Annotated in this window: 13 protein-coding genes; 10 read left to right on the top strand and 3 right to left on the bottom strand. The window is 33.1% G+C overall.

Translation table 11 applies throughout. The features are described 5' to 3' along the window. Window positions 1-5 precede the first annotated feature (5 nt). From IPK88_15165 to IPK88_15155, 3 genes are all read right to left on the bottom strand, one after another. Window positions 6-4,277 carry a T9SS type A sorting domain-containing protein gene (locus tag IPK88_15165; protein MBK8244762.1) on the bottom strand — a complete coding sequence of 1,424 codons (4,272 nt, stop codon included), beginning with the start codon at window positions 4,275-4,277 and terminating at the stop codon, window positions 6-8. A gap of 142 nt (window positions 4,278-4,419) precedes the next feature. Continuing rightward, window positions 4,420-8,895 carry a T9SS type A sorting domain-containing protein gene (locus IPK88_15160; GenBank protein MBK8244761.1) on the bottom strand — a complete coding sequence of 1,492 codons (4,476 nt, stop codon included), beginning with the start codon at window positions 8,893-8,895 and terminating at the stop codon, window positions 4,420-4,422. A 197-nt stretch (window positions 8,896-9,092) separates the two neighbouring features. Continuing rightward, window positions 9,093-13,439 (bottom strand): T9SS type A sorting domain-containing protein, encoded by a 4,347-nt coding sequence (locus IPK88_15155; GenBank protein MBK8244760.1) that lies wholly within the window; start codon window positions 13,437-13,439, stop codon window positions 9,093-9,095. A gap of 722 nt (window positions 13,440-14,161) precedes the next feature. On the opposite strand from IPK88_15155, the gene IPK88_15150 reads away from it, so the two are divergent. The 10 genes from IPK88_15150 (at window position 14,162) to IPK88_15105 (ending at window position 25,259) form a co-directional block, all read left to right on the top strand. Continuing rightward, window positions 14,162-15,298: an efflux RND transporter periplasmic adaptor subunit gene (locus IPK88_15150; protein ID MBK8244759.1), complete on the top strand. Its 1,137-nt coding sequence runs from the start codon at window positions 14,162-14,164 to the stop codon at window positions 15,296-15,298. A gap of 34 nt (window positions 15,299-15,332) precedes the next feature. Continuing rightward, complete coding sequence (locus IPK88_15145) at window positions 15,333-18,701, top strand: efflux RND transporter permease subunit (GenBank protein ID MBK8244758.1); 3,369 nt, start codon at window positions 15,333-15,335, stop codon at window positions 18,699-18,701. Window positions 18,702-18,717: 16 nt separating this feature from the next. Further along, window positions 18,718-19,170 carry a hypothetical protein gene (locus tag IPK88_15140; protein ID MBK8244757.1) on the top strand — a complete coding sequence of 151 codons (453 nt, stop codon included), beginning with the start codon at window positions 18,718-18,720 and terminating at the stop codon, window positions 19,168-19,170. Next, window positions 19,167-19,622 carry a barstar family protein gene (locus tag IPK88_15135; protein MBK8244756.1) on the top strand — a complete coding sequence of 152 codons (456 nt, stop codon included), beginning with the start codon at window positions 19,167-19,169 and terminating at the stop codon, window positions 19,620-19,622. Before IPK88_15140 ends, IPK88_15135 begins: the two co-directional genes overlap by 4 nt. Before the next feature lie 41 nt (window positions 19,623-19,663). Then, window positions 19,664-20,575 (top strand): dialkylresorcinol condensing enzyme DarA, encoded by a 912-nt coding sequence (locus IPK88_15130; protein MBK8244755.1) that lies wholly within the window; start codon window positions 19,664-19,666, stop codon window positions 20,573-20,575. 69 nt (window positions 20,576-20,644) lie between these two features. Further along, window positions 20,645-21,784 (top strand): beta-ketoacyl-ACP synthase III, encoded by a 1,140-nt coding sequence (locus IPK88_15125; protein MBK8244754.1) that lies wholly within the window; start codon window positions 20,645-20,647, stop codon window positions 21,782-21,784. A gap of 4 nt (window positions 21,785-21,788) precedes the next feature. Beyond that, window positions 21,789-22,187, top strand: coding sequence for a hypothetical protein (locus IPK88_15120; protein MBK8244753.1), 399 nt, complete (start codon window positions 21,789-21,791; stop codon window positions 22,185-22,187). A gap of 23 nt (window positions 22,188-22,210) precedes the next feature. Continuing rightward, entirely contained in the window at window positions 22,211-23,215 is a 1,005-nt protein-coding gene (locus IPK88_15115) for a BtrH N-terminal domain-containing protein (GenBank protein ID MBK8244752.1), read from the top strand. A gap of 8 nt (window positions 23,216-23,223) precedes the next feature. Next, window positions 23,224-23,955 carry an ABC transporter ATP-binding protein gene (locus tag IPK88_15110; GenBank protein MBK8244751.1) on the top strand — a complete coding sequence of 244 codons (732 nt, stop codon included), beginning with the start codon at window positions 23,224-23,226 and terminating at the stop codon, window positions 23,953-23,955. Between the two features lie 47 nt (window positions 23,956-24,002). Then, window positions 24,003-25,259 (top strand): ABC transporter permease, encoded by a 1,257-nt coding sequence (locus IPK88_15105; GenBank protein ID MBK8244750.1) that lies wholly within the window; start codon window positions 24,003-24,005, stop codon window positions 25,257-25,259.

Raw genomic sequence — 25,259 nt, 5'->3', positions numbered from 1 at the left:
AATGATTATTTTGATAGGATCATCTTCTTGGTACTTACTAATGAAGATGTTTCTAAAGTATAATAGAATACACCATTTCCACTAGCAAAATCATTTTTATCTAATGCGATGACATTCAAACCTGAATGGGCATCAATTTGCTTGATCAACAATAATTTTCCTGATATGTCATGAATTTTCAAGAAAACACGCTCAGAAGCAGGAGATTGAAACGCAATGTTTGTTTTCTCAGAGAATGGATTTGGTGTATTTTGATATAATTCAAACTTAGCCAAACTTTGATGTGAGGTTCTTTCTCGCAATTGTATATTCAATACATCCAATTCTTGAGTATAAGCTTCAGTAGCTAAAAATTCTGAAGACAAATTAAATACTTCGCTAGCATTCACTGCTCCCATTTTAGATTTCACAACGATATAAAATAAAGGTGCTGAACTAGTTGTAACTCCTTGATTTGAATTCCAACTCATATGTATCATTCCTTTTTGAACATCTGTCAATCCAAGATTGGATTCATTCATGGTCATTGCTCCAGAAGTAATTTTAATAAACTCTACTTGATTTTGATTAAAAGTCCAACTCATTTGAAATCCAACAATGGTATTATTCCATTTACCATATACCGGAATGGCAATTTCTGAAGCAGCTTCTAGGTCTTTATTTTCCAATTCGAAGAAAATATTTCCAGCTGTACGGGTTTGAGAAGCTAGTGCTAAGTTTGTTTTTGCAGAAGCATTTAAGTCACCAATTTTAACAGCTATAAAATCATTTTCTTTCATTTCACCTTGCAAATTATCAATGTGAATTTTTTCATCCCAACCATTATTCATCCAAGGATTATTATTATCTTGAAATTCAAATTTCTTATTAATAAATCTCCAAGATTTTTGTTCGTTTTTAAATGTATTGGTAACACCTAATATTAATTTTCGCAATTCTACAATATCTGCAGCGGTTATTGATTTTGAATTATTCACATCTGCAGCTATATATTTAAGCGGAGTATTAAACTTACTTAATCCAAGTATATGTTTTTGAATAACAACGATATCTGCTGTTGTAATACCATTTAAAGCATCATCATTTTTTGCTGGCACCAAGTCATAAGCCTCCCCTTCTGCAAGATCAATAAATGAATAATTTCCTTCGTCCGGTGTATTCAAATCCCCTAGTTTACTTGTAGTCTTTATTAAATCAATTGTAGCATTTTTCAAAGGCGCATTAGTAGGTGCATAAACCAATCCAGATACCATTCCTCCACTTAATTTGTTAGGACAAATATTTCCTGAATTGTCTTGAAGTGTTAGCTTAGTTATACAAAAATCTTGCAATCCTTCTTCATCTGTTACATACATCCTTATCGTGGTATCCCTTGAAACACCATTAGGTATATCTGAACACTTAAATGTTCTTGTTGTATCATTTACATTTGATGTAAATGAGAATCTAAGTTTTGATCTAGGAGTACAATTATCTGAACTTGCACTATTTGGATTTGTATTTTCATCAAAATCCTTAGCTTTAACTGTAACCATACCATTCGTTGCCATAACAACAGTGATTAATCCAGTTCTACATACCGGACTAGGTACTTTACAATCTCTGATTTGGAATATTTGGTCTCCGGTAGCTGTGTTACCACAAGCATCCGTCACGGACCAACGAACTCTATGAGTACCCGTTCTATAAGTTCCTGATGCTACTTTACCAGTACCATTAACATCAATTGAATTATTATTATCAAAATCAATCGCAAATGTCCATTTTAATAAAGTCGAATCAGTACAATCATCAGTTGCCTCCCCAAATAGACTTACATAAGCACTACATGTATTATCATCTGCACACAAATCTTTTCGTGTAGTTGTAGCAGTTGTTAATGTCGGTTTAACCTTATTTTCAACTTTTATTAATTGATCTTTGGTCCACACACCATTTGAATTATTTGAATTCACATCATAAAGACACCAATCTATAACTCTCCAGTGACGGATTATCTTTATACAAAATCCTTCAACACTAAAGAATTTCTCATCATCGTATCCTGCAATAATGTTTGCACATGGTTTTGCTGGCCAGGTTGGTTTACCCGTAATATCCGGATTAGCATCAGCCAAAATACATCCATTTATAGTAATTTCATTTGGAAATGTAATCTGATTTAATGTCAACGGATTTGGGTCAATTATAGTTATAATTTGGTCACAAAGATCAAATCGTCCACCTGCATCTTGCGCTCTCCAATGTCTGGTGATGATTCCTGTTTTGCATCTAAATCCAGTAGAATCATCTTTGTAATTAATGGTTACATTAGAACAGTTATCTGTAGCTGTAGCTCTGCCCATAATTGTCAAATCATAAATATCAGTGGTACAACCAACTGTTTTATTAGATGGACAAGTAATTTTTGGTGCAATTTTATCTTGAACAGTAACAGACACCATACACTCATTATAATTACCTGATTTATCTATAACTCTAAGAACGACCATGATAGGACTTAGATTAACATCTTCACAACAGAATGTTACTGAATTTCCAAAACTTGTACTACCCAAAACATTACAGTTATCAGACACTCTTCTAACTATTATAGAATCTAAAGCACAATTATCAAAACTTCCTTCATTAAATGAATTCGCAAAAACTTTCGCAGTTCCGCTATCACCAAGAGTTACAACTGTGTGTTCATCACAAACAGCAACTGGATCCAAATTATCTTCTATAATAACTTCAACTGTACATTTTGTTGAATTACCACAAGCATCTGTTACTGTATATCTTACCCAAGATGTATCCGCTGGCAATCCTGAAATTCTTACTTTGCCATTTGCTAGATAAGTCACCCCTTCTGTTCTAAAATCACCATCTTCAGGTGTACCATCAGGTCCAGCCTTCTTATAGGATACAGCAAGCGTTGTACTAGAACAATCAAAAATATTAGTAGGACCATTTACAACAGCGGTACCACTACATGAATAATAATCCATTGGGAAAACAATATAGTTTTCAGAACATGAAATAACAGGAGCTTTAGTATCCTCTACTTTTATTAACTGGTTGCATTCAATATATCTACCAGAACACCAATCAAAAATTTTCCAATTTCTAAATATTTTAAATGAACTTCCACAAACTGGAATTTTTAAATCTCTATAAGTCACAGCTAAATGATCGCAATTCACATTTGTTGGGAATCCAGTACCCTTCCAAATTAAAACACCATTTGAATTGTAGTAATCATAAGGTGATGGATTACCATTATCTAAAGCATTCCATCCAGCAGGATATGGTCCTGAAGCAGGTTCAATGGAATCACATTTTAAATATGGATTTTGGATTCCATCATAACTTAATGGGCATCTTACGCTATCCAAACTTCCTTGTTGTACAATGATTGTTTCATTGCAATTTGTTGCATTCCCTTTACAATCTTTAGCAGTCCAATATCTTACAGTTGATGCATAAACAGGCTGGTTACATCCAAATTTAGTATACACATCAGTATAACATAATTCAACTGCACAACATAAGTCAAAGCCAGTTACAGAATAACAATTTTCTTTCCCAGGGATAGCGACAACTGTTGCAGTAATAGGCACAGGAAATCCAATTCTTGGATTCAATGGAGATGCATCTTCATCACATCTTACAGTATCAGGTATGGTACTACATAATAATGAAGGAATATATTTATCTTCGATATTAATATATCCCCAACAAGCAATACCAGAACATAAATGCTTTACATAAACACGTAATTTTTTTCCAAGATGTGAATAATTAACAATATCATTTGGCACAACGGAACCATCTACATTGTATACTATAACATCATAAGAATCATCAGGATATTCATTACCTTCTATCATAGTAGATGGAGTAATTAACGCCTGACAATTGCCATCCAGTGATACGTTTACCAAATCATCACAAGCTAATGATAGGTCACCTTCGATAACAACTTGTCTTATTAATGAAGTGTTCGTTAGGATATCTAATGCACGAATAAAAAATATTCCTGCGGAACTACCCCAATTAACTGTAACAGAAGTTGTTGTAGAAGAAGCAATAGTTCCACCTCCTAATACAGTAAAGGTCCATGGATTAGCTCCTGGTGTTGTGACATCATAGATAACACTTGTAGCACTTCTACAAACACTGGTGTCAGTGCCAAAACGTGCAACTAAAGTTTGGGCGGACATTACATTGCCCATGAATAAACAAACCAACACTAATATTATGTTTGAATTTGTTTTTGAAATCATCTTATTCATAAGATATTTTTTAATTTGTATTAATTGTCTCATGTTAATTCTATTTTCTTGATGCTAATTAATTTAGTTTAAAATCGGTTTAGTAAGGGATTAAACCGGAAACTCAAGAGTTTCCGGTTATGCCCAATTATCCAAGAACCGTTTATCGTATAACTACCATTTTACGTGTAGCAATAAATTCCTTTGTATCTAATTGATAATACAATACACCCGATTGAGATGGATTAATATTAACCTCTGCAGAATTAACTCCTTTCTTTCCAGTCAAATAATTCGATTCAATGAGCTTACCAGACAAATCAAAAATGCTTAATTTAACTGATTCATCGGCTGGCAATCGATAATAAATCGTTGTTTTACCACTGAAAGGATTTGGAATATTTTGATATAATTCATAAGTAGCACTGCTTGCTTTTTTATTTCTAAGCAATAATGTAATGTTAGCATCGGTACTGTTAGTATAGAATTCAGGAGCCATGTTTTGTGCATGTAACTGAATTACATTTGGATTTAACTCACCATTTATTTTACCAGTAAACACCAAATAGAATAAAGGCTCAGTATGTACTATATTGGTTTCTACATTTGTGCTCCATGACATTCTGATACTTCCATTATTAGCTTTGTAATTCGATTGATCCATAACAATTTGACTAGATTCAATTCTTTCAAATGATAATACATTCGCATCAAAACCTAATTCAAGTTGCATCCCTTCAACTTCATTCCAAGAAGTAGAAGTATAAAATGGAATTCTTATTTCTTGATCTAATTGAACTGGAGATAATTCCATTTCAAATCCACAAATTTCGTTTGTACGCTGACCAGCATGATTCAATGAACCTGTATTAGCCTCTCCTGTCACATCACCAATCTTTACCGCTACAAAATTATTTTCAAGCATTGGTTTAGACATTTGATTTATTTTAATAAAATTCGGAAAATCAAATGGGTTAGAAGGATCAAATTTAAATCCAGCATCTACAAATGTCCATGATGGGCTATTTTGAAAAGTTGGAGTTACGCCTAAAATTAATTTTCTAATATCAGAAATATCTTTAGCGGTAATAGATTTTGAAATATTTACATCAGCCGCTATTAATTTATATGGATCTGTTAAAGACTCAATTCCTAAGATATGTTTTTGAATTTTTACAATATCTTTTGTTGAAACACCTTTTAAATGATCTGTATTTAATAAAGGTTTGATGACATAATCAGTTTGCATTGTCAAATTTTCAAAAGCATAAGTTCCATTATTGGTAGTCACGCTTTCTCGCATTTCACTGTTCACAAGGTTTTGGCATTGTACAGGTACTAAATCTGCAATATTATTATTTGAGACATAGATTAAACCTGACACCATACCACTTGATAAATTGTCCGGACAAGCATTCTGATTATCTTGAACAATTAGTTTCGTATGACACAAATCAAAATTATTTTCCTTATCAAATACATACATATCAACATCAAATGTATCAACCCGGCCATTATCCAAATCAGCACAACGAATAACCTTGAAGCTATCTGCTATATTTGAAGTAAATGAATATCTCAATAATTCATTTGGAGTGCAATTATCTGTACTTGCAAGGTTAAAATCTTTAGCCCAAATAGTTACTTGTCCATTATTTGGCATGATAACCGTTACAATTCCTGTTAAACAATATGGCGTAGGTAATTTACAATCATGAACGGTTTGCAAATAAGTACAGGTAGATTTATTTCCACATTGATCGCTTACTGTAAATGTTATTCTATGAGTTCCAGCTGTTAAATTTGTATTTGGTAAAAATGATCTGCTAGAACCGGTTTGATCTATCGTTCCATTATTATCTCGATCTAATTGATACGTCCATATCAATTCATCCTGCATAGTACAATCATCAGTTGCTGATGCAGTAAATCGAATTTGTACATTACAATTTTCTCTTATACATGAATCACGATCTGCACATGAACTTGTAAAAGTTGGCGCTTGGGTATTGTTTATTTTAATCACTTGTGTATGATACCATAATCCAACTCCTTCGACTGGATTTCGCACATCATATGTGCACCAATCTATAACAGTCCACTTTCTTAATATTTTAAAACAAACTCCTTCAACATAATTAAAAGTCAAATCTGTTGAATTAGCTATAATTTGATTACAATGATCTTGGTTTGCAAAAACCGGCTTACCAGTTATACTTGTTGAAGTAGAATTGTTACATCCTACAAGGGTGATATCTGCTGGCCAAGTTATATCTGCACCTTTAAATGGTCTAATATCACGAACTGTAATGACTTGGAAACATGAGTCTTTTCGACCTCCTGGATCTGTAGCAATAAACCATCTTTTGATTGTTCCTACATTACATGCAGTCAAATTATTTTCTACTCTTGTAGAGATCACAACTGAACAGTTGTCTGTTGCAGTAGCATTTCCAAAAACATTTAAATTACTTATATCTGTTTCACAATTTACAACAGTATCTCTTGGGCATGAAATATGTGGTGGTAATTTATCTTGAACAATTACATCTACCATACACTCGCTTGAATTATTTGCCTTATCAATAACTTGTAATACGATTCGAATTGGACTAGCCAAGACATCTTCACAACAGAAAGAAACACTATCAGCAAAATTTGTACTACCACAAGAACTTGGATTCATACGTCTTGCTCTAAATCTTCCCATAGCACAATTATCAAAACTTCCTTGATCAAAAGTTGATGCAGGAACAGTAGCTCTAACTGATCCACTTCCACCGTTAGTTGTTAATGCTACAACAGTCTTTTGTTGACAAACAGCATTAGGAGGTGTTTTATCTTCTACTTTAATGTCAAATGAACCTTCCGTACAATTTCCACAACCGTCACAAACTCTGTAATAAATCCAGTTACAACCCAATGGCATATTATCAACTCGATATCGACCATCTGCTAATTTGGTTACATTGTGGGTATCCCCTGCACCAAATGCAGGATTGCAATTATTTGGATCTGTTGCAGCTAAATGTCTTACTGTATATGTCCATCCGGAGCAATTCTCCAAAACATAGGGTGTATTAACATTATTTACAGTATTTGGCAATAAGTTTTCCGGAACAGGGACAATATATGATCCCGCACAACTGTGCGTTTCTGTACTAATTGTAATTGTAGCAGGCGGAATGAAAGCCGGAGCTCTATCATCAACCACTTTAATTAATTGTATAAAATTCAGACGATTATTTGGGTCACACCAATCGATAATCAACCATCTACGTAATAATTTAAATGTACCAGGACAAACTCTTAATGTATCATCACTAAAATCATATTGAATATTACCACAAAGTATACCACTAGGCTTACCAGTACCTGTTGCTGTTGTATCCGGATTTCCATTTGGAAATTTAGTCCAACTGCCATTGCATTGAAGTGCAGGTAAATTTCCTGGCTGTCCATCATAATGTCTAGGTAAAACTATATCAGCAATAGTTCCTCTTTGAAGATCTATGGTATCAATACAACACGTTTCGTATCCACCAGGATCTTTAGCGCACCATTTTCTGTATACGGTAGCACTTAAAACGCTGTTGGAACAATCATACTTAACTATACTATCCTTGAAGGTTAATGTTACACTACCACAAGCATCTAATCCTGTAACTACATATGGATAAACTGAAAGATTAATAAATGCTGGATTAACAGGAAATCCAAATGAAACAGGATTTAAATTGGTAGCACAACTAAAAGTATCCCTAACCTTACAATTTAAAACTGGTGGCGTTTTATCTTCTAATAAGATATTACCCCAACATGAATTATTACAAACAATATTACGAACGTTAACTTTTAATTTTTTACCTATAAAACTTTTGTTCAAAGGCATAGTAACTAATACATTGTTATAATACAACGTAACTTGAAAGAATCCAAGATTAGCACAAACAGAAGACTCTCCTTCCAATATCATTGCAGAAAGAATTTCAGCTTCACAAAAACTGTTAACTGATACTTGAACTTGGTTGTTACAAGCCAACTGACAATTACTCCAACAATCAGGTAATGCAACAGCATTTGAATTAGAAGGAGGTGTAGCCACAGGTAGTATATTAGTTACAATTGCTGTGTTGTTTAGCACACCTGGTGCTCCAGCAGCTCTAGGATTAACCTGCACTGTTAAATGGTAAATCACAGTATCGTTTTGAAAAAGTACTGCACCCCCAATTGCCGTTAGTAAATTAGGATCAACGGCCGTACCTGTGTATCCTGTGTTGACAATTCCACCATTTGCAGTCGGCGAAACATATGCAATCACTGGAAATCCAACAACAGAAACAAATGCTGTACCTAGATTAGCAACTGAGGCTAAATCTTCTGATACATTTACACCTGTTGCAATAGCACAATTGCTGTTCACAACCATGATACGGTAAGTGACATCAATATTACCAGGAATATTACTGGTTGCAGGCGCCACACCAAGTAAAGATTTAGTCACAGTAAAACACTGTGCATTTAAACTTCCATGAAGTGGTAGAAAAAGTAAAACTAAAGCAAGTAACTTGATACTTGATAGCACATTTATGCTATTTTGAGATCGAGTAAGTTGCTTTTTTTGTAATAAATTGCTCATCTTGAATAATTTAATATTTGTAATAATTATGTTCATTTCTTGAGTTTTTAAATTGACAATTTCTGAGATCCTCAAACGGTTCTTTTGAGTAATCACAATGGATAATTTTAACTACGGGGGGTAGATTTATATAAGGGGATATCAAATGGATCCAATACTGAGTCGAAATATTTCAACTCAGTATTAGATCCCAATCTCTACTCAATTAATATCATTTTGCGAATGGCCCTATGATTATTGGTTTCTAAGCGATAATAAAGTATGCCACTAGCTTGTAATTCTTTCTTACTGATTTCAATATTATTCAAACCAGCTTTGTATTGTTTCGATAATTCCTTCAAGATCTTTCCATTCACATCGTAAACTCTAAGATTAGCTACAGCGTCTTCAGGTAATTGGAATGAAATTTTTGTAACGGAACTAAAAGGATTTGGCTCATTTTGATATAAATAGAATCCATTATTTGAATTCGTTGCATTCCCACCATAAGATGCCCTAATATTCATCTCATTTCCTTCTATATCATATGCTTCAGATTTGTAACTATCTGTTCCTAAAGCTAAATGCTCACTTACTATTCCTTTCTTAAGTCCATTGAATACAAGACTAAATAATGGTTTATTACACAACACTCCTGTGGCATAATCCCAACTCAATCTAATTTTACCTTGAGAAACATAAGTATAATTAACATTCTGTTCATGGATATTAAGTTGTCCTGATTTTATTTCAACAAAATGCAATACCTCTGGGTCAAAAACAATTTCCATTTGCAAACCAGAAATAGTATTTGCTTCTAAATCACTGAATGGAACTTCTATTAATTGTCCTTCAACAAAAGACAGATCTTTTAGGTCAATAAACATATCTGCATTAGTTCTTGAAGTACTAACTGTTAATTGATTAGCTTTAGCATTACCATTTACATCACCCACTTTCACAGCTATAAAATTGTTCTCTAACATATCAGAACTCAATTTATCTATTTGCACAACCTCTTGTAAAGGCCAAGGAGATTTTTGATCTTGAAATTGTTGAGAAGCATTAATAAATCTCCATGATTTTTTTAATGGCAATTCATTGGTTACTCCTAAGATCAGCTTTCTTAAATCCGAAATATCCTTAGCTGTTATTGTTTTAGAGTCGTTTACATCTGCAGCTATAATTTTGTAAGCTGAATTCAAGGTAGATATTCCTAAAATATGCTTTTGTATTAATACTATGTCTTGCGTAGAAACACCATTTAAAGGATCATCATTCTTCTCAGCGTTTATCGTATAGTTTTCACTTAAAGGAATAGCAGGAAATGCATATTTACCATCTTTTTGAGTCATGTGATATTTCGGCATTGATGGCATATTTCCATTAATTGAAACCATAGCTTGTTCAAGATTAGCATTGTTTGATGTTGATAATGTACCTGCAACTAAACTAGAAGTTCCACCTCCAGTAATATTATCAGGACATGCATTTCCCAATCCATCTTGTATTGTTATTTTTGTATCACAGTAATCTTGATTTCCTTCTAAGTCAGTAACGTATATTCTAACATCGAACGTTTTAGAAATACCATCAGTAATCTGGGAGCATACATAAGTTTGTGATGTGTTAAAAACATTTGAAGAGAATGAATATCTCAATTGATTACTTGGTGTACAATTATCCTTACTGTCAAGGTTTAAATCACTTGCCCAAACAGTCACCGATCCACTTGATGGCATTATTACTGTAATAATACCAGTTCTACAATATGGCGTTGGCTGTTTTGCATCTCTGATCTTGAAGGTATATGTACAAGATGTTTCATTTCCACATTGATCTGCTACAGTCCAGGTAATTTTATGTGTTCCACCAGGATAAGTTCCAGTAGCATTATTTGTGAAGCCGTTAATATCTATCGAATTATTATTAAATAAATCAATTTTATAAGACCAAACCAAATCTTCTGGATGGGTACAATCATCTGTAGCAGTTGCAACTAAAGCAGCAAATCCATTACATTCAGGTGATTGGCTATCGAATACCTGATTACTACATGAACTTGTGATCGTTGGTGCAACAGAATTTTTAACTTTAATAATCTGAGTATATGTCCAACGTCCAGCACCTGTATTAATGTTAAAGTTACACCAGTCAACTACGGTCCATTTACGCAATATTTTATAACAAACTCCTTCTACTATATTAAAGGTTTGATCTTCAAAAGTTGAAAGGATGTTTGAACAAGGAACATTAGATGGCCATCTAGGTGCACCAGTTCGAGCCGTATCAGAAGATGTTAAACAACCTTCAATAATGACATCACCAGGCCAGACTATTGACAACCCTTTGTAAGGAGTAAAGTTTATTACAGAAATATTTTGGACACATGTTTGGGTAGGATTAAATTCATCTCTAAAGGTATATACTCTGGATATATTTCCTACTCCACATGCATTTACAGTATTAGATATTGATGAATCAACAGTTAGGGTACAATCTTCTATAACTAAACCATCCAATCCCCATAAATAAGGTTGAGGCACGTTTAAAGTATTCCTGATATCGTTCAATAAAATTTGTTTCCGATCAGATTGATTACGTCTGTATGTTCCAAATACATTTAAGTTTGAATAATCAAATCCACAACTTACTGTTATATTTGGAAGACAAGTAATTACTGGTGGCTTTTTATCTTGTACCGTAACTTGTACCATACATTCATTTGTATTTCCAGCTTTATCTCTAACTTGTAGAATTACAACTATTGGGTTGTTCGGAATATCTGTACAACAGAATTTCACAAAATTTCCAAACACTGAATTTCCTTCAGGACCAAAACAGTTTGAAGTTGGATTCATACGTCTAACTTTGAATGAATCTAATGCACAATTATCATGTGATCCATCATCAAAGGATGAAGCAAATACTTTAGCTATTCCTTCATCAGAAAGCGTTACTACAGTTTCAAAATGACATACTGGAGTAGGTTTGGTTTTTTCAGCAACAAATATCTCTGTTGAACATTCTGTTGAATTTCCACAAGCATCTGTTCCAATAAACAAAACCCAAGAAAGACCAACCGGTAAATTTGCAACATGATACGATCCATCCGCATTTAATGTTATTCCATCGCGAACAGCAGCAATAGAAGTGGGTCTTACTGTAGTATCTTCTACTCCTCTCTTTACTAAGACATCCCATGTCACACTAGAACATTCTCCTGCCAATATAGTAGGCACTTTGATATCAGCCCATCCTTCACATGAATTTATAGCAGTAGAAACTGTTTGTCTGGAGGCACATACTAACAATGGACCTCTCTTATCCAAAATTTTTAATATTTGGGTACATGTCGCAGTCGTTCCTGTACACCAGTCAGCAATTAACCATTCTCTAAGAATTTTATAACTACCTTGACATACATTCAATCTAAGATCTGTATAAGTATAATTAATATTCCTACAACCTATTCCAGTAGGATAACCCGTTACGTTTGGATGTGGGTAACCATTCGCATCTCTCTCAATAGTGGTATCACATGGTATTGCAAAATGAGATATATCATCCCAATTAGGTGGACAGATTAAACCTAGAGTTGTACCAGCTCGAACCAATATAGTATCAGAACATGTGATCTGATTACCATATGAATCATTAGCTGTCCAATCCCGGAAAATCGTATCAATATACGTTACTGCAGGAGGACAAACAACTTGAATTTTTCTATCATTGTATTTAAATGTGGTTGGTCCACAATTATCATAAAAAGATGAATTACTAGTATAAGTCCTTGGTTGACCAACAACTGGAGTTGGATTTGGAGCTCCAACTGGTTTAGGAAATCCAAGTACTTCTGGGGTTGTAGGCGTTCCACAATCTACAATATAAGTCTTACAATTCAATATAGGTTTCAATTTGTCCTCTATACGAAGTACACCCCAACAAGAATTTCCTGAACATCTGTGAATTGCAGAAACTTCAAGAAACTTACCAAGATAAGCTCTTGACACTAAAGGACTACCTGGAATGGTAACCTTAGTTATTTGGTCTCTGATGACTACATCATAATCCAAATAATTATAGGTATTTCCCTCTAGAACCATATCTGGCGTAACTCTTGCCACACATAGTTCGTCTAATGATACATTGATGGTATCATTACAATTAGCTTGTGGTGCAAAAAGGGCCCCTACGCGCACATTAAAAGTTTGTGTGGCACACGGGATTGCAGCAGATACTGGAATCAATACCAAATTAAAACTTACATCTCCCGGTGTAGAATAAGTAATAGTTAAGTTTGCACCTACTAAATTGTAATTAGCTGTTCCTGTTAATGGAACAATCGAATAATTATAACCCGTAATAGCGGTGTTATCATAATTCGTAATAAAATAGGTACTCACCTGACCCTGACAAGCAATTGTAGGGATAGGTGTAGAGAAATTCGCAGGACATTGTGCCTGGAGTTTTCCGAGCACAAGTGCAAAGGAAAAAACAATCAAGGATAGAGCTCCTCGAATAGCTTTGTGTTTGGTTAATTGTGTAAAACTTAGTTTCTTCATAAAACGCTTAGTTTAAAAAATTCGTTTATGCCAAAATCATCTACACCCTTTGCTGGCAACAAAGAATCAGGGGGGGTATGAATACTTTGGGGAGTATTAATGACTATGATATACACTAGAATTACTTAAAATATTCTGATGAATACCACAATGCATCTTGGCATATAAAGGCAACTTATGTTCCAAAAAAAAATCAAAAAATGGTAAAAATGATTGAAAATTACAATATGAACAGATTATATATTTTCATCATACATTATCACATGAATTTAAGTAAAATACAATTTAGCTTTTATCAGTATTAATAAAAAAAATTTATGTAAGAAATTTTAACCCAATTTCAAATGATCAAAAAAACATTCAAATTTTCATACATTTCTTAAAATTTTAGACATTTTTACCCTATCCCCGACTCAAATATTACGCTAAGGACATAAATCCACTCAATGAATCCACTGCATGTTATATTACAAAATTAACAAATATTAAAATAAATCAAATAGCTCATTATCAATAGCTTATATTAAATTGCTTTCAAAAGGTTTCTTTTCCTAATAATTCCAATCATCCAATTGGATAAGAAATCAATTATATTAAAATATAAAATTTGGAATTTTAGGTGTATTTTGACTCATTTCAGAATGATATTTTGTTTTACAACTAAAACTATTTGAATTTTAAGGCGTTAATTGAAGGTTTTATAAAGCAAAAAAATCATCTTGATGAAAAATGTTATTTCGATTACCCTGTTTATCTTATTAACCATCGTTGGAGCATGCAAAAAGCCAGAAACCACCGTTGATCCAAAAGAAAAATTACAACAACTTAAAGCTCAAATTCAAGAGCTCAATACCCAAGTTAAACAATTAGAAATTGAAATTTCTAAAACAGATACTAGTTTTGTCAAAACCTCCAAGGCAAAGAAAGTAACTATAGATTCAGCTAGAAAACAAGATTTCAAACACTTCATTGAAACTCAAGGCATTGTTGATGCCGCTCAGAATGTCTTAGCAGCACCTCAAATGCCCGGTCTGATAACAAAAATTTATGTGAAAGAAGGTGACCGTGTTCTTGCAGGTCAAATATTAGCTCAAATGGATGGTGCTACTATGAAACAAGGTATTGAAGAAATAAAAACAGCAATAGCCATGGCCAATACCATGTTTGATAAACAAAAATCACTATGGGAACAAAACATAGGAAGTGAATCACAATTTTTACAAGCTAAAAATCAAAAAGAACAACTAGAACAAAAATTAAAAACACTTCAAAGTCAATTGTCCATGACTAACATTAAGTCACCAGTCAATGGTATTGTTGATGAAATCAAAGTAAAAATTGGTGAAATCGCATCTCCAGGTTTTGCAGGGATCCGTGTGGTTAATAATTCCAATTTAATGATTAAAGCTAGACTAAGTGATCAGTTTGCGAGTAAAGTAAAAAAAGGAGATAAAGTTTCATTGTACTTTCCTGACTTAGACAAAGAACTCTCCAGTGCATTAAGTTATGTAGGTCAAACCGTTAATGCAAGTAGTCGCACAATAAATGTCGAAGCGAAACTTCCTCCTGCAAAGGAAAAATTTATTACCAATCAAATAGTCAAACTTAAAATTAATGATGGCATTCAAAAATCTGTAATTGTAGTACCGTCAAATGTTATTCAAAAAAGTATTAATGGCGAAGATTACATATTGGTTGTTGAAAACAAAAATGGTATTATGTATGCCAGAAAACAAATCATCAAAACAGGTCAACAATACAATGGCCAAACGGTGATATTAGAAGGATTAAAATCAGGTGACAATTATATTACTTTAGGATATACTGAAATTGTAGATGGACAGACCATACAGAATTAAGTTTATTTTCCTCAATTGATTACAAAAAAAAGTTATGGATCTCAAAAATATTAAGGAATTAAGATTCACTTCATGGTGTATCAAAAATTCAACAGCAATTTATATTTTCACCGCGATTATCTGTATTGCTGGTTTAGTTGCATATAATAAGACTCCCAAAGAATTATTTCCAGATATTGTAATTCCTACAGTATCCGTTGCAACGATTTATCCAGGCGCAACCCCACAGGATATAGAAAACTTAATTTCTAAACCCATTGAAAAACAAATAAAATCAATCAATGGTGTTAAAAAAGTTACCAGTAATTCTATCTCCGATTTTTCAATGGTTATTGCAGAATTCAATACAGATATTGATCCTAAATTATGCAAACAGAGAGTTTCAGATGCCGTTGATAAAGCAAAAAAAGATTTACCTACAGATTTAAAACAAGATCCTCAAGTTCAAGAATTTGATTTTAGTGAGCTCCCCATAATGAACATCAATATTGCAGGCGATTTTCCACTAGACCGCATAAAGAATTTTGCAGAACAACTCAAGGATAAAATTGAATCCAATAAAGAAATAACCAGAGTAGATATTGTCGGAGGTGTTGATCGAGAAATTCAAGTCAATGTTGATTTATATCGAATGAATGCAATTGGAATTACATTTAATGATATCGAAGGTGCCATTCAAAGGCAAAATTTAAATATTTCAGGTGGAGAATTAAACATCCAAAATCTGCGTAGAAATATTAGAATAACGGGTGAATTCCAGAATCCAAAAGACATTGAAAACATTATAGTTAGATCATTCTTAGGTAATCAGATTTACATTAAAGATATTGCTGAAGTCAAAGATGACTTTAAAGAAAAACAAGATTTTGCACGACTAGATAATAAAGCGGTTGTCACATTAAATGTTGTGAAACGAAGTGGTGAAAATCTAATCCATGCCACTGACAAAATTTATGAAATCATTGAAGATTTCAAACAAAATAAATTTCCCGATGGATTAACTATAAAAGTAACTGGCGACACCTCAGATAACACTAGGGTCCAATTACACGACTTAATAAATACTGTAATTCTAGGTTTTATTTTTGTTGTATTTGTTCTCATGTTTTTCATGGGTTTTACAAATGCTTTTTTTGTTGGATTAGCAGTCCCACTATCTTGTTTAGTCGCTTTTTTAATAATGCCTATTCTGGGTATGTCTATGAACGTTATCGTATTGTTTTCCTTGTTATTAGCACTTGGGATTATCGTAGATGACGCTATTGTAGTTATTGAGAATACCCATCGTATTTACAACAAATATAAACAATTCACCATTCAACAAGCTGCTAAATATGCAGCTGGAGAAGTATTTATTCCCGTTTTAACTGGTACTTTAACATCTTTAATGCCATTTGTACCTCTTTTGTTTTGGCCCGGAATTATAGGTAAATTCATGAGCAATCTTCCTGTTACTCTTATTATTACCTTGGGTGCTTCAATGTTTGTTGCTTTTGTTATGAATCCAGTTTTTGCAGTCAGTTTTATGAAGCGGGATGATGAAACCAAAAAATCACAACTTCAGGATTATACTAAAATTTTTATATTTTTTATATGTCTTGCAATTCTAGGGTACTTTAAAATTGGAAACGGCCTAGGAAATTTTGCTATCTTAGCTATTGTGTTAATCCTACTATATCATTTTCTTTTCGAAAAATTAATTCACCTATTTCAAACCAAAATTTGGCCGAGAGTTATTAATGCTTATAAAAAAATCTTACGTTTCTTTATTAAAGGATACAGACCTATTTTTATTGTTATTTCTGTGTTTTTGTTATTAATTGTCACTTGGGTAATTTATATAGCAACTAATCCATCTATAGAAACGTTTCCAGATGGCGAACCAAATTTTGCTTTTGTCTATTGTAAAATGCCAATGGGTACTGATGCAACAATGACCGATTCAATTACACGCGTTATTGAAGATCGTGTATACAAAGTCATTGGTAAAGACAATCCAATTGTAACATCCGTTATTACAAATGTGGGATTAGGTGCGGGAGATCCTCAAAATCCAGATCGTGTTCCAACTCCTCATAAGAGTAAAGTTACTGTAGCATTCAAAAGATTTGCTGAACGTAATGGTAAGTCAACAGCACAAGTTTTAAAAGATATTAAAACAGAATTTGAAGATGGAATCGCAGGCGCTGAATTAAAAATAGAAAAGGAAAATGGTGGACCACCAGTAGGAAAACCAGTTAATATGGAAATCTCTGGAGATGATTTTGATGTACTTGATAAATTATCCAAACAAATAAAATCTAAAATAGAAGAAGAGAATATTTTTGGCTTAGATGGCTTAAGTTCAGACTTCCAAATTAGCAAACCTGAAATAATTGTTGACTTAGATGAAGAGAAAGCTCAACGCGAAGGCATTAGTTTGGCCCAAATTGCAACCGAAATAAGAACAGCACTATTCGGCAAAGAGGTTTCAAAATTTAGAGATAAAAACGATGATGCTCCAATTCAATTAAGACTCAAAGAAGTAGATCGAAACCAAATCGAAAAACTACTTCAAATGAATATTTCCTTTATGGATATGGCATCTGGACAGTTTAAACAAGTACCAATTTCAACTTTAGCCAGCATTCGTTATGGAAATTCAATAAGCAGCATCAATCGAAAAAATCAAAAAAGATTAATCACATTATCTTCTGATGTCGTGCCAGGCAGTAATCCCAATGGTGTAGTTGCTTCTGTTCAAGAAGTGGTTAAGCAGATGGATATTCCAGAAGGATATGAAGTTTCTTTTACAGGCGAATTGGAGCAACAAAAGGAAACCATGGATTTCTTAAGCACGGCATTTGGAGCAGCGTTAGCATTAATGTTCCTAATACTTGTTACTCAATTTAACTCTTTTGTAAAACCATTCATAATTTTTAGTACGGTTCTATTCTCTTTAATAGGCATAGCAATGGGTTTTGGGTTATTCAAAATGACATTAAGTGTTGTTATGACGGGTGTTGGTGTTTTTGCTTTAGCAGGTATTGTTGTAAGAAATGGTATTCTTTTACTTGAATTCATTGATGAGCTCAGAGAGCGCGGTCTATCGGTGGAAGAAGCTGTAATAGAAGGCGGTACAACTCGTATGACACCCGTGATTCTAACCGCTATCTCTGCCATTCTGGGCTTGATTCCTCTGGCTATAGGTGTAAACATGGATTTTGGCACTTTACTCTCAGAATTTGATCCGAAATTTTATTTAGGAGGTGACAATGTTGCATTTTGGGGACCATTAGCCTGGACTATAATTTATGGTCTAATCGTTTCTACATTCCTAACATTATTAATTGTTCCAACAATGTATATTTTAGGATATAAAACAAGAAATTGGTTTCGTCGTAAATTTGGTATTACTGTTTAATTGATTTGTAGTTTCAATGAATCGAAATTTATATTTTTCAAAATGGATAGTTTCAATATTCTTTTTGGCTAGTACGTTATATTTTTTTAAAACCTCTCTTGAAAGAAAAGAGGGTATTAAATCAGAAAATATTATAACGACTTTACCACATAGGGATACATTAAGTTCAAAGATTCAACCAGAAGAAAACCCAAATAACATTCCAGATGAAGTATATAGCACTTTAGAATATATTTTAAAATACCAAAAACCACCTGATGGGTATGTTGGGGGAAGAAAATTTTATAATCGGGAAAAGAAATTGCCTCTTAAAGATTTTACTGGACAAATATTGAGTTATAAAGAATGGGATATCCATCCTAAGTCTTCTCATAAAAACAGAGGTGCTGAAAGAATCATTACAGACTCTAACTTAAACGCCTATTATACTAAAGACCATTACAAAACATTTATTAAAATCAAAATATGAACCCACGATTTATACTCGTTCCTTCCATAGATGACATCCCGAAAATCAGACCTAAAAATGCTTTCTATGCACATTTGGATGGTGCCGACTGCCCCACTAGTTTAGCACTCCATCAACAACTCAAACAAATATTCGAATTACCAGAATATTTTGGAGATAATATGGACGCACTCTACGATTGTTTATTAGATTTGGAATGGATCGTTGAAGATAATGTTATTCTAGTTATCGAACATCCTGATCAACTCTTAATCGAACATGAAGAAAATGATCCGGATTTAATCTCTGATGTCTTGATTTTATTTGATGAAGTGGCCGAAGGTTGGCAACTATATGATGGAGAAGAATTTACTCCAAAAAATTTTAAAATCATAATGGTAGCCTCTAGCAAAATGAAACTACTTTTGGAGGAAAATGAAATAGAATATGAACTTGTTTCCTCAACCAAATGATGTTTATTAGTTGATCGAATCAAATATTATAGTCAATCCAAATGAAACCTAAAATCCTAATTATATATTACAGTCAAACAGGTCAAACAAAACGAATTGCTACCGAATTATTTAAAGATTCAGATCACTTATTTGAAATTGAATATGAAGAAATCAGACCTCTGAAACCCTTTCCCTTCCCATGGAATAGCTATGCTTTTTTTGATTGTATGCCGGAAACGGTATTAATGGAGCCCTGTACTTTGAATTTGCCGTCACTATTGGATAAACATTATGATATAGTGATAATAGCTTATCAACCTTGGTTTTTATCACCATCACTACCCGTATCTTCTTTTCTTCAACTCCCTGAAGTAAAAAAGTTTTTAATTAACAAAAAAGTGATAACATTAATTGGATGTCGCAATATGTGGATCAACGCACAAGAAAAAATGAAACAATTACTAATTACTTCCAATGCTCAATTAATAGGAAACATAGTATTGGAAGATAAATCTCCGAATTTAATTTCCGTATTAACCATTATGCGTTGGATGTTTAAGGGACAAAAAGAAGCCTCTGGACTGCTACCTGTAGCTGGTATAAGAGAATATGAATTCAATAACTTAAAAAGATTTCAATCCATCATCCATCGTGCAGTTACAACATCAAATTACACTCATTTACAAAATGATATTATAGCAAATGATGGTGTAAACATTAAACCGTCACTCATTTTATTGGAAAAAAGGGGTAATAAATCTTTCAATTTTTTTGCTCGTTTTATCAAACAAAAAGGAAACATGGGTGATATTCAACGAAAACCCAGAGTTATACTTTATAAGTACTTATTGATTATCATTCTGTTTATCTTATCACCTATCAGTTCATTAATCGCTAAGATAGTCTCTATAATCAATAAAAAAAGTTTAAATACTGAAATAAAATATTTTCAACATGTATCTGCTAAATAATTATATTTTTGTAAATTATTACAAAATATGTGATTAGCAAAATTTAAATATTTAAAAAATTTAGAATTGGTGAACCAAAACGTCTATATAACAAGAGCATCCAAATTTTTACCAAATTTGCCGATAAGTAATGACCAAATGGAACTTTACCTTGGCATGATCGAAGGAAAACCCTCTAAAGCTCGACCTATTGTATTAAGAAGCAATGGCATTATAAATAGATATTATGCAATAACTAAAGACGGAATAAGCACTCACACCAATGCCCAACTCTCCTCGGCAGCTATAAAAAATCTGTTTACAGAAACCAACGACTGGGCCGAAGTAGAATTATTAGCCGCTGGCACCACAAGTCCTGATCAATTACTCCCCTCCCATGCAGCCATGGTCCATGGTGAATTGAATCATAACTCAATGGAAATCCATTCCGTAACCGGCGCTTGTTGTGCAGGGATTCAAGCTCTTAAATATGCTTATTTATCTATCCTTTCAGGGCAAATAAATTGTGCAGTTTCTTGCGGATCAGAAAAATTATCGACCTGGATGTTGTTTTCAAAATTTCAAGCAGAACATGACAAACATCACGAATTACACAACAATCCAATTCTGGCCTTTGAAAAAGAGTTTCTGCGATGGATGTTGAGTGATGGAGCTTCAGCTTTTCTACTAAAAAATAAACCTGAACCCAATAAAATTAATTTAAAAATTGATTGGATCGATATACGATCATATGCTAACGAAATGGAAACATGTATGTTTGCCGGAGCAACAAAAAATGCAGATGGTTCACTTACTGGATTTAGTGATTTAAATCCAAATAATTGGCATGAAGATCATGTCTTTTCACTTAAACAAGATGTTAGATTATTAGGCATGAACATTGTCAAATATGGTGGACAGTTTTTAGAAGAAATAATAAAAAGAAGACAAATCAATATCCAGGATTATCATTATTTCTTGCCACATCTTTCCTCTGAATTTTTTAGAGATAAAATAAAACAAAATCTAGCCGAACACCAAATTGATATTCCAAATTCAAAATGGTTTACAAATTTAAGTCAAGTTGGAAATGTGGGTTCCGCTTCAATGTATTTAATGATTGAAGAATTACTTAATACCAATAAGCTTAAAATTGGTGAAAAAATATTAATCATGGTACCTGAAAGTGCAAGATTTTCATATGCTTTTGCTTCATTAACAGTTGTTTAATTGAATGAAAAAAAATGACGTTCCACAAGATGATGAAAATTTACTTGAAGGTAAATTCGGCAAGGTAAATTATGCACTCGATGATCAAGGAAATTATATTCAGGTTACAAGTAAAGGTTGGGAACCGGAAAACATTGCATTAAAACAAGCTTGGCAAGAAATAAACAGCGAACTTGAAGATATTCACAATAAAATTAAAACCGGAGCATTAAGTCCTATTGCTTATTTTATGAACAAAAACATGATGGATATTAATATCCTCGCATCTGCATTGAATAAATGGCAGTGGCAAGTAAAAAGACATTTGAAACCCGATCATTTTAAATCATTAGATCAAGCCATGTTAGCCAAATATGCTAAAGTTTTTAATATTACGATTGATGAACTTAAAAATTTTAAATAAGCAAGTTTATCATAATGAATGAAATAAATATTCCCTTCCACCATCATCAATCAGCACATTGCGAAAGTGGAGTAACATCCAATCTATTATATCATTATGGCTTAAACGTTTCAGAACCTCTTACCTTTGGCATTGGTTCAGGTTTGTTTTTTGCCCACATCCCATTCATAAAAGTCAACGGTATTCCCGCTACAACCTATCGGGTCTGGCCTGGACAAATTTTTAAAAAATGCATGAGTCGGCTTGATATTAGTTATACTATGAAAAGCTTTAGGACTGAAAAAGATGCATTTGACACACTTGATCAACTATTAGAACAACAAATTCCAGTTGGGATGCTTACAAGTGTATTTTATTTACCATACTTACCTCAAGCATTTAGGTTTAGATTTAATGCGCACAATATTGTGGTTTTTGGAAAAGTAGGCAATTCGTATTTGGTTAGTGATCCGGTAATGGATTATACCACTACAATTTCTAAAGAAGACCTCACTTTAGCAAGATTTGCAAAAGGTGTTCCAGAACCTAATGGTAAGATTTATTATATCAATAAAATACCTTCTCAAATTAATATTGAATCTGCTATATTTAAAGGTATTAAACAAACATCTTCATGGATGACGAAAATTGTCATCCCAATATTTGGAGCAAAAGGAATTTCATATTTGGCCAATAAACTCATACAATATCCAAATAAATATGATCAAAGAAAAACAATCCAATATTTAGGCAACATCATTAGAATGCAAGAAGAAATTGGAACAGGTGGTGCAGGTTTTCGATTTATGTATGCTGCCTTTTTGCAAGAAGCATCTAAAATTTTGAATCGAACTGAATTATCAGACACTTCAAAGCGATTAACTGCAATTGGCGATTTATGGAGAAATTTTGCGTATGAGAGTGGCAAGATATGTAAACAAAGAAGTACAGAACTTGCTACTTTTAATGAATTAGCTGCTCTTCTAAAAGATATTTCAAAGCAGGAGTTAACATTATTCAATGAACTTTTCAAATTTAAATTAAAGTGACTCCTGCAATTCATGTCAATCAACTTTGCAAACGATTTAATGGTCAAACCCTAAATGCCGTTGATCATATCTCTTTTGATATACAACAAGGGGAAATTTTTGGACTCCTAGGACCGAATGGAGCAGGTAAAACTACAACCATTAACATGTTATGTGGATTGATCCATATGGATTCAGGTGATATTATAATCAATGGCTACAACTTATCTCAATTGGATCAGATAAAATTGCAAACAGGATTTGTTCCACAACAAAATGCCTTATTCCCGAAATTGACCGCCTTCGAAAATTTATATTATTTTGCAGCATTATATAATATTAAAAAAAATCAAGCTATCGAAAGAATTAATGATTTGCTTAAGTGTTTTGAACTTCATCAACATGCTGCAAAATTGACTAATACTTTTTCAGGTGGAATGAAAAGAAGACTTAATTTGATTGCTGCCCTAATACATAATCCAAAAATATTAATTCTCGACGAACCAACCTCTGGTGTAGATGTCCAATCAAGATCCATGATTATTGACTATTTAAAATCATATGCCCGTCAAGGCAATACGGTATTATACACTTCACATTTACTCGACGAAGCTCAACAATTATGCTCCTATATTGGCATCATTGATCATGGCCGAATGGTGATTCAGGGTCAACCTGAACAGTTGATTTCAGATCTTGGTAATTCGTCAAGATTAGATGATTTATTTATTCATTATACCGGCCATCAAGTACGGGATTGAAGTACAGACAAAAATATAAAATATTGATTAGGAGGATTTTTGTTACAATGATTAAAGAATGGATCTTACTTTCTAGAGATCGGGTTGGATTATTATTTTTATTTCTAATGCCGTTAATATTGGTTGTGGTAATGGCTCTTTTACAAGATGCTCCCTTCAAGGACTATCAGGATTTAAAATTTGAGGTTTTATTTTTAGATCATGACAAAGACTTACTTGGTGATCAAATAAAAAAAGGATTAATTGCAAATAAACAATTTATCATCGTAGATTCACTTCATCAAAAATCATTAACTGAGGAACAACTATCAAAACAAATCAATTCAGGATCTTATAAAATTGGAATAATCATTCCTACACAAGCAAGTCTTAGTATTAAAAAAATGGCTTCAAAATCTGCTACAAAAATCATGGAAGGCCTTGGCGTAAGTATAGAAGCTGAAGATTTATCCAATATACCCGATAGCGCAAATGTTGAATTGTTATTTGATCCGGCAACAAAACAGTCCTTTAGATCAGCATTAACCTATGCATTGGAAAAAATAATTAATCAAAGTCAAATGCAGATGATGATAAATTATCTAACTCAATCTGAAGACACTACTTCTAATATCGTAGATGTGAAAGCTATGCAAGCCATTCGTATTACAACTTTTGAAAAAGATAATTCTAGTAAAAATTTGACCATTTCCAATTCAGTTCAACATAATGTTCCAGCATGGAGCATTTTTGCGATATTTTTTATCCTCATACCAATTGCAGGGTCCATGATTGAAGAACGTGAGAATGGTATAAAATTAAGGATGCATCTTATTCCAGGCAATTATACTCATTTGTTGATTGGCAAAATCACAGCATTCATGGTAGTGAATGTCCTACAATTTACGAGTATGTTATGGGTAGGCATATACTTAATGCCCTATTTTGGTTTACCTTCACTCCAACTTGGTTTTTTTGCCCCAACCATGATGCTATTGGTAGCAATTTCTTTTGCTGCCTCTTCTTTTGCTGTTTTAATAGGCAATTTGTTCCATACCCAGAACCAGGCTTTATCTTTTGGAGCAATTATCATCGTATTAATGTCCGCGATTGGGGGCATTTGGATACCAGTGGAAGTGATGCCACCCTTTTTACAAAAGTTGTCCTATTTATCACCCTTACAATGGTCACTAAATGGCATTAATGATATATTTTTGCGCCACGGCTCTTGGAGTGATGTTATGTTAGAAGTCATTTTATTAATGGGATTTTCAATAATTTGCTTAATAATTACATTTTTTTTCAGATCAAAATATATTTCATAA

Origin of the sequence: Candidatus Defluviibacterium haderslevense (genome assembly GCA_016712225.1) — a bacterium.
GTDB classification, from domain to species: domain Bacteria; phylum Bacteroidota; class Bacteroidia; order Chitinophagales; family Saprospiraceae; genus Vicinibacter; species Vicinibacter haderslevensis.
Note: the sequence above shows the minus strand (reverse complement) of the source record. Positions and strands in the feature narration are given on the sequence as shown.

Coding starts and splice junctions, on each gene's coding strand:
- IPK88_15130 (MBK8244755.1), top strand. CDS start 19,664: ATGAAACCTAAAATCCTAATTATATATTACAGTCAAACAGGTCAAACA.
- IPK88_15150 (MBK8244759.1), top strand. CDS start 14,162: ATGAAAAATGTTATTTCGATTACCCTGTTTATCTTATTAACCATCGTT.
- IPK88_15165 (MBK8244762.1), bottom strand. CDS start 4,277: ATGAATAAGATGATTTCAAAAACAAATTCAAACATAATATTAGTGTTG.
- IPK88_15160 (MBK8244761.1), bottom strand. CDS start 8,895: ATGAGCAATTTATTACAAAAAAAGCAACTTACTCGATCTCAAAATAGC.
- IPK88_15105 (MBK8244750.1), top strand. CDS start 24,003: ATGATTAAAGAATGGATCTTACTTTCTAGAGATCGGGTTGGATTATTA.
- IPK88_15155 (MBK8244760.1), bottom strand. CDS start 13,439: ATGAAGAAACTAAGTTTTACACAATTAACCAAACACAAAGCTATTCGA.
- IPK88_15135 (MBK8244756.1), top strand. CDS start 19,167: ATGAACCCACGATTTATACTCGTTCCTTCCATAGATGACATCCCGAAA.
- IPK88_15145 (MBK8244758.1), top strand. CDS start 15,333: ATGGATCTCAAAAATATTAAGGAATTAAGATTCACTTCATGGTGTATC.
- IPK88_15120 (MBK8244753.1), top strand. CDS start 21,789: ATGAAAAAAAATGACGTTCCACAAGATGATGAAAATTTACTTGAAGGT.
- IPK88_15140 (MBK8244757.1), top strand. CDS start 18,718: ATGAATCGAAATTTATATTTTTCAAAATGGATAGTTTCAATATTCTTT.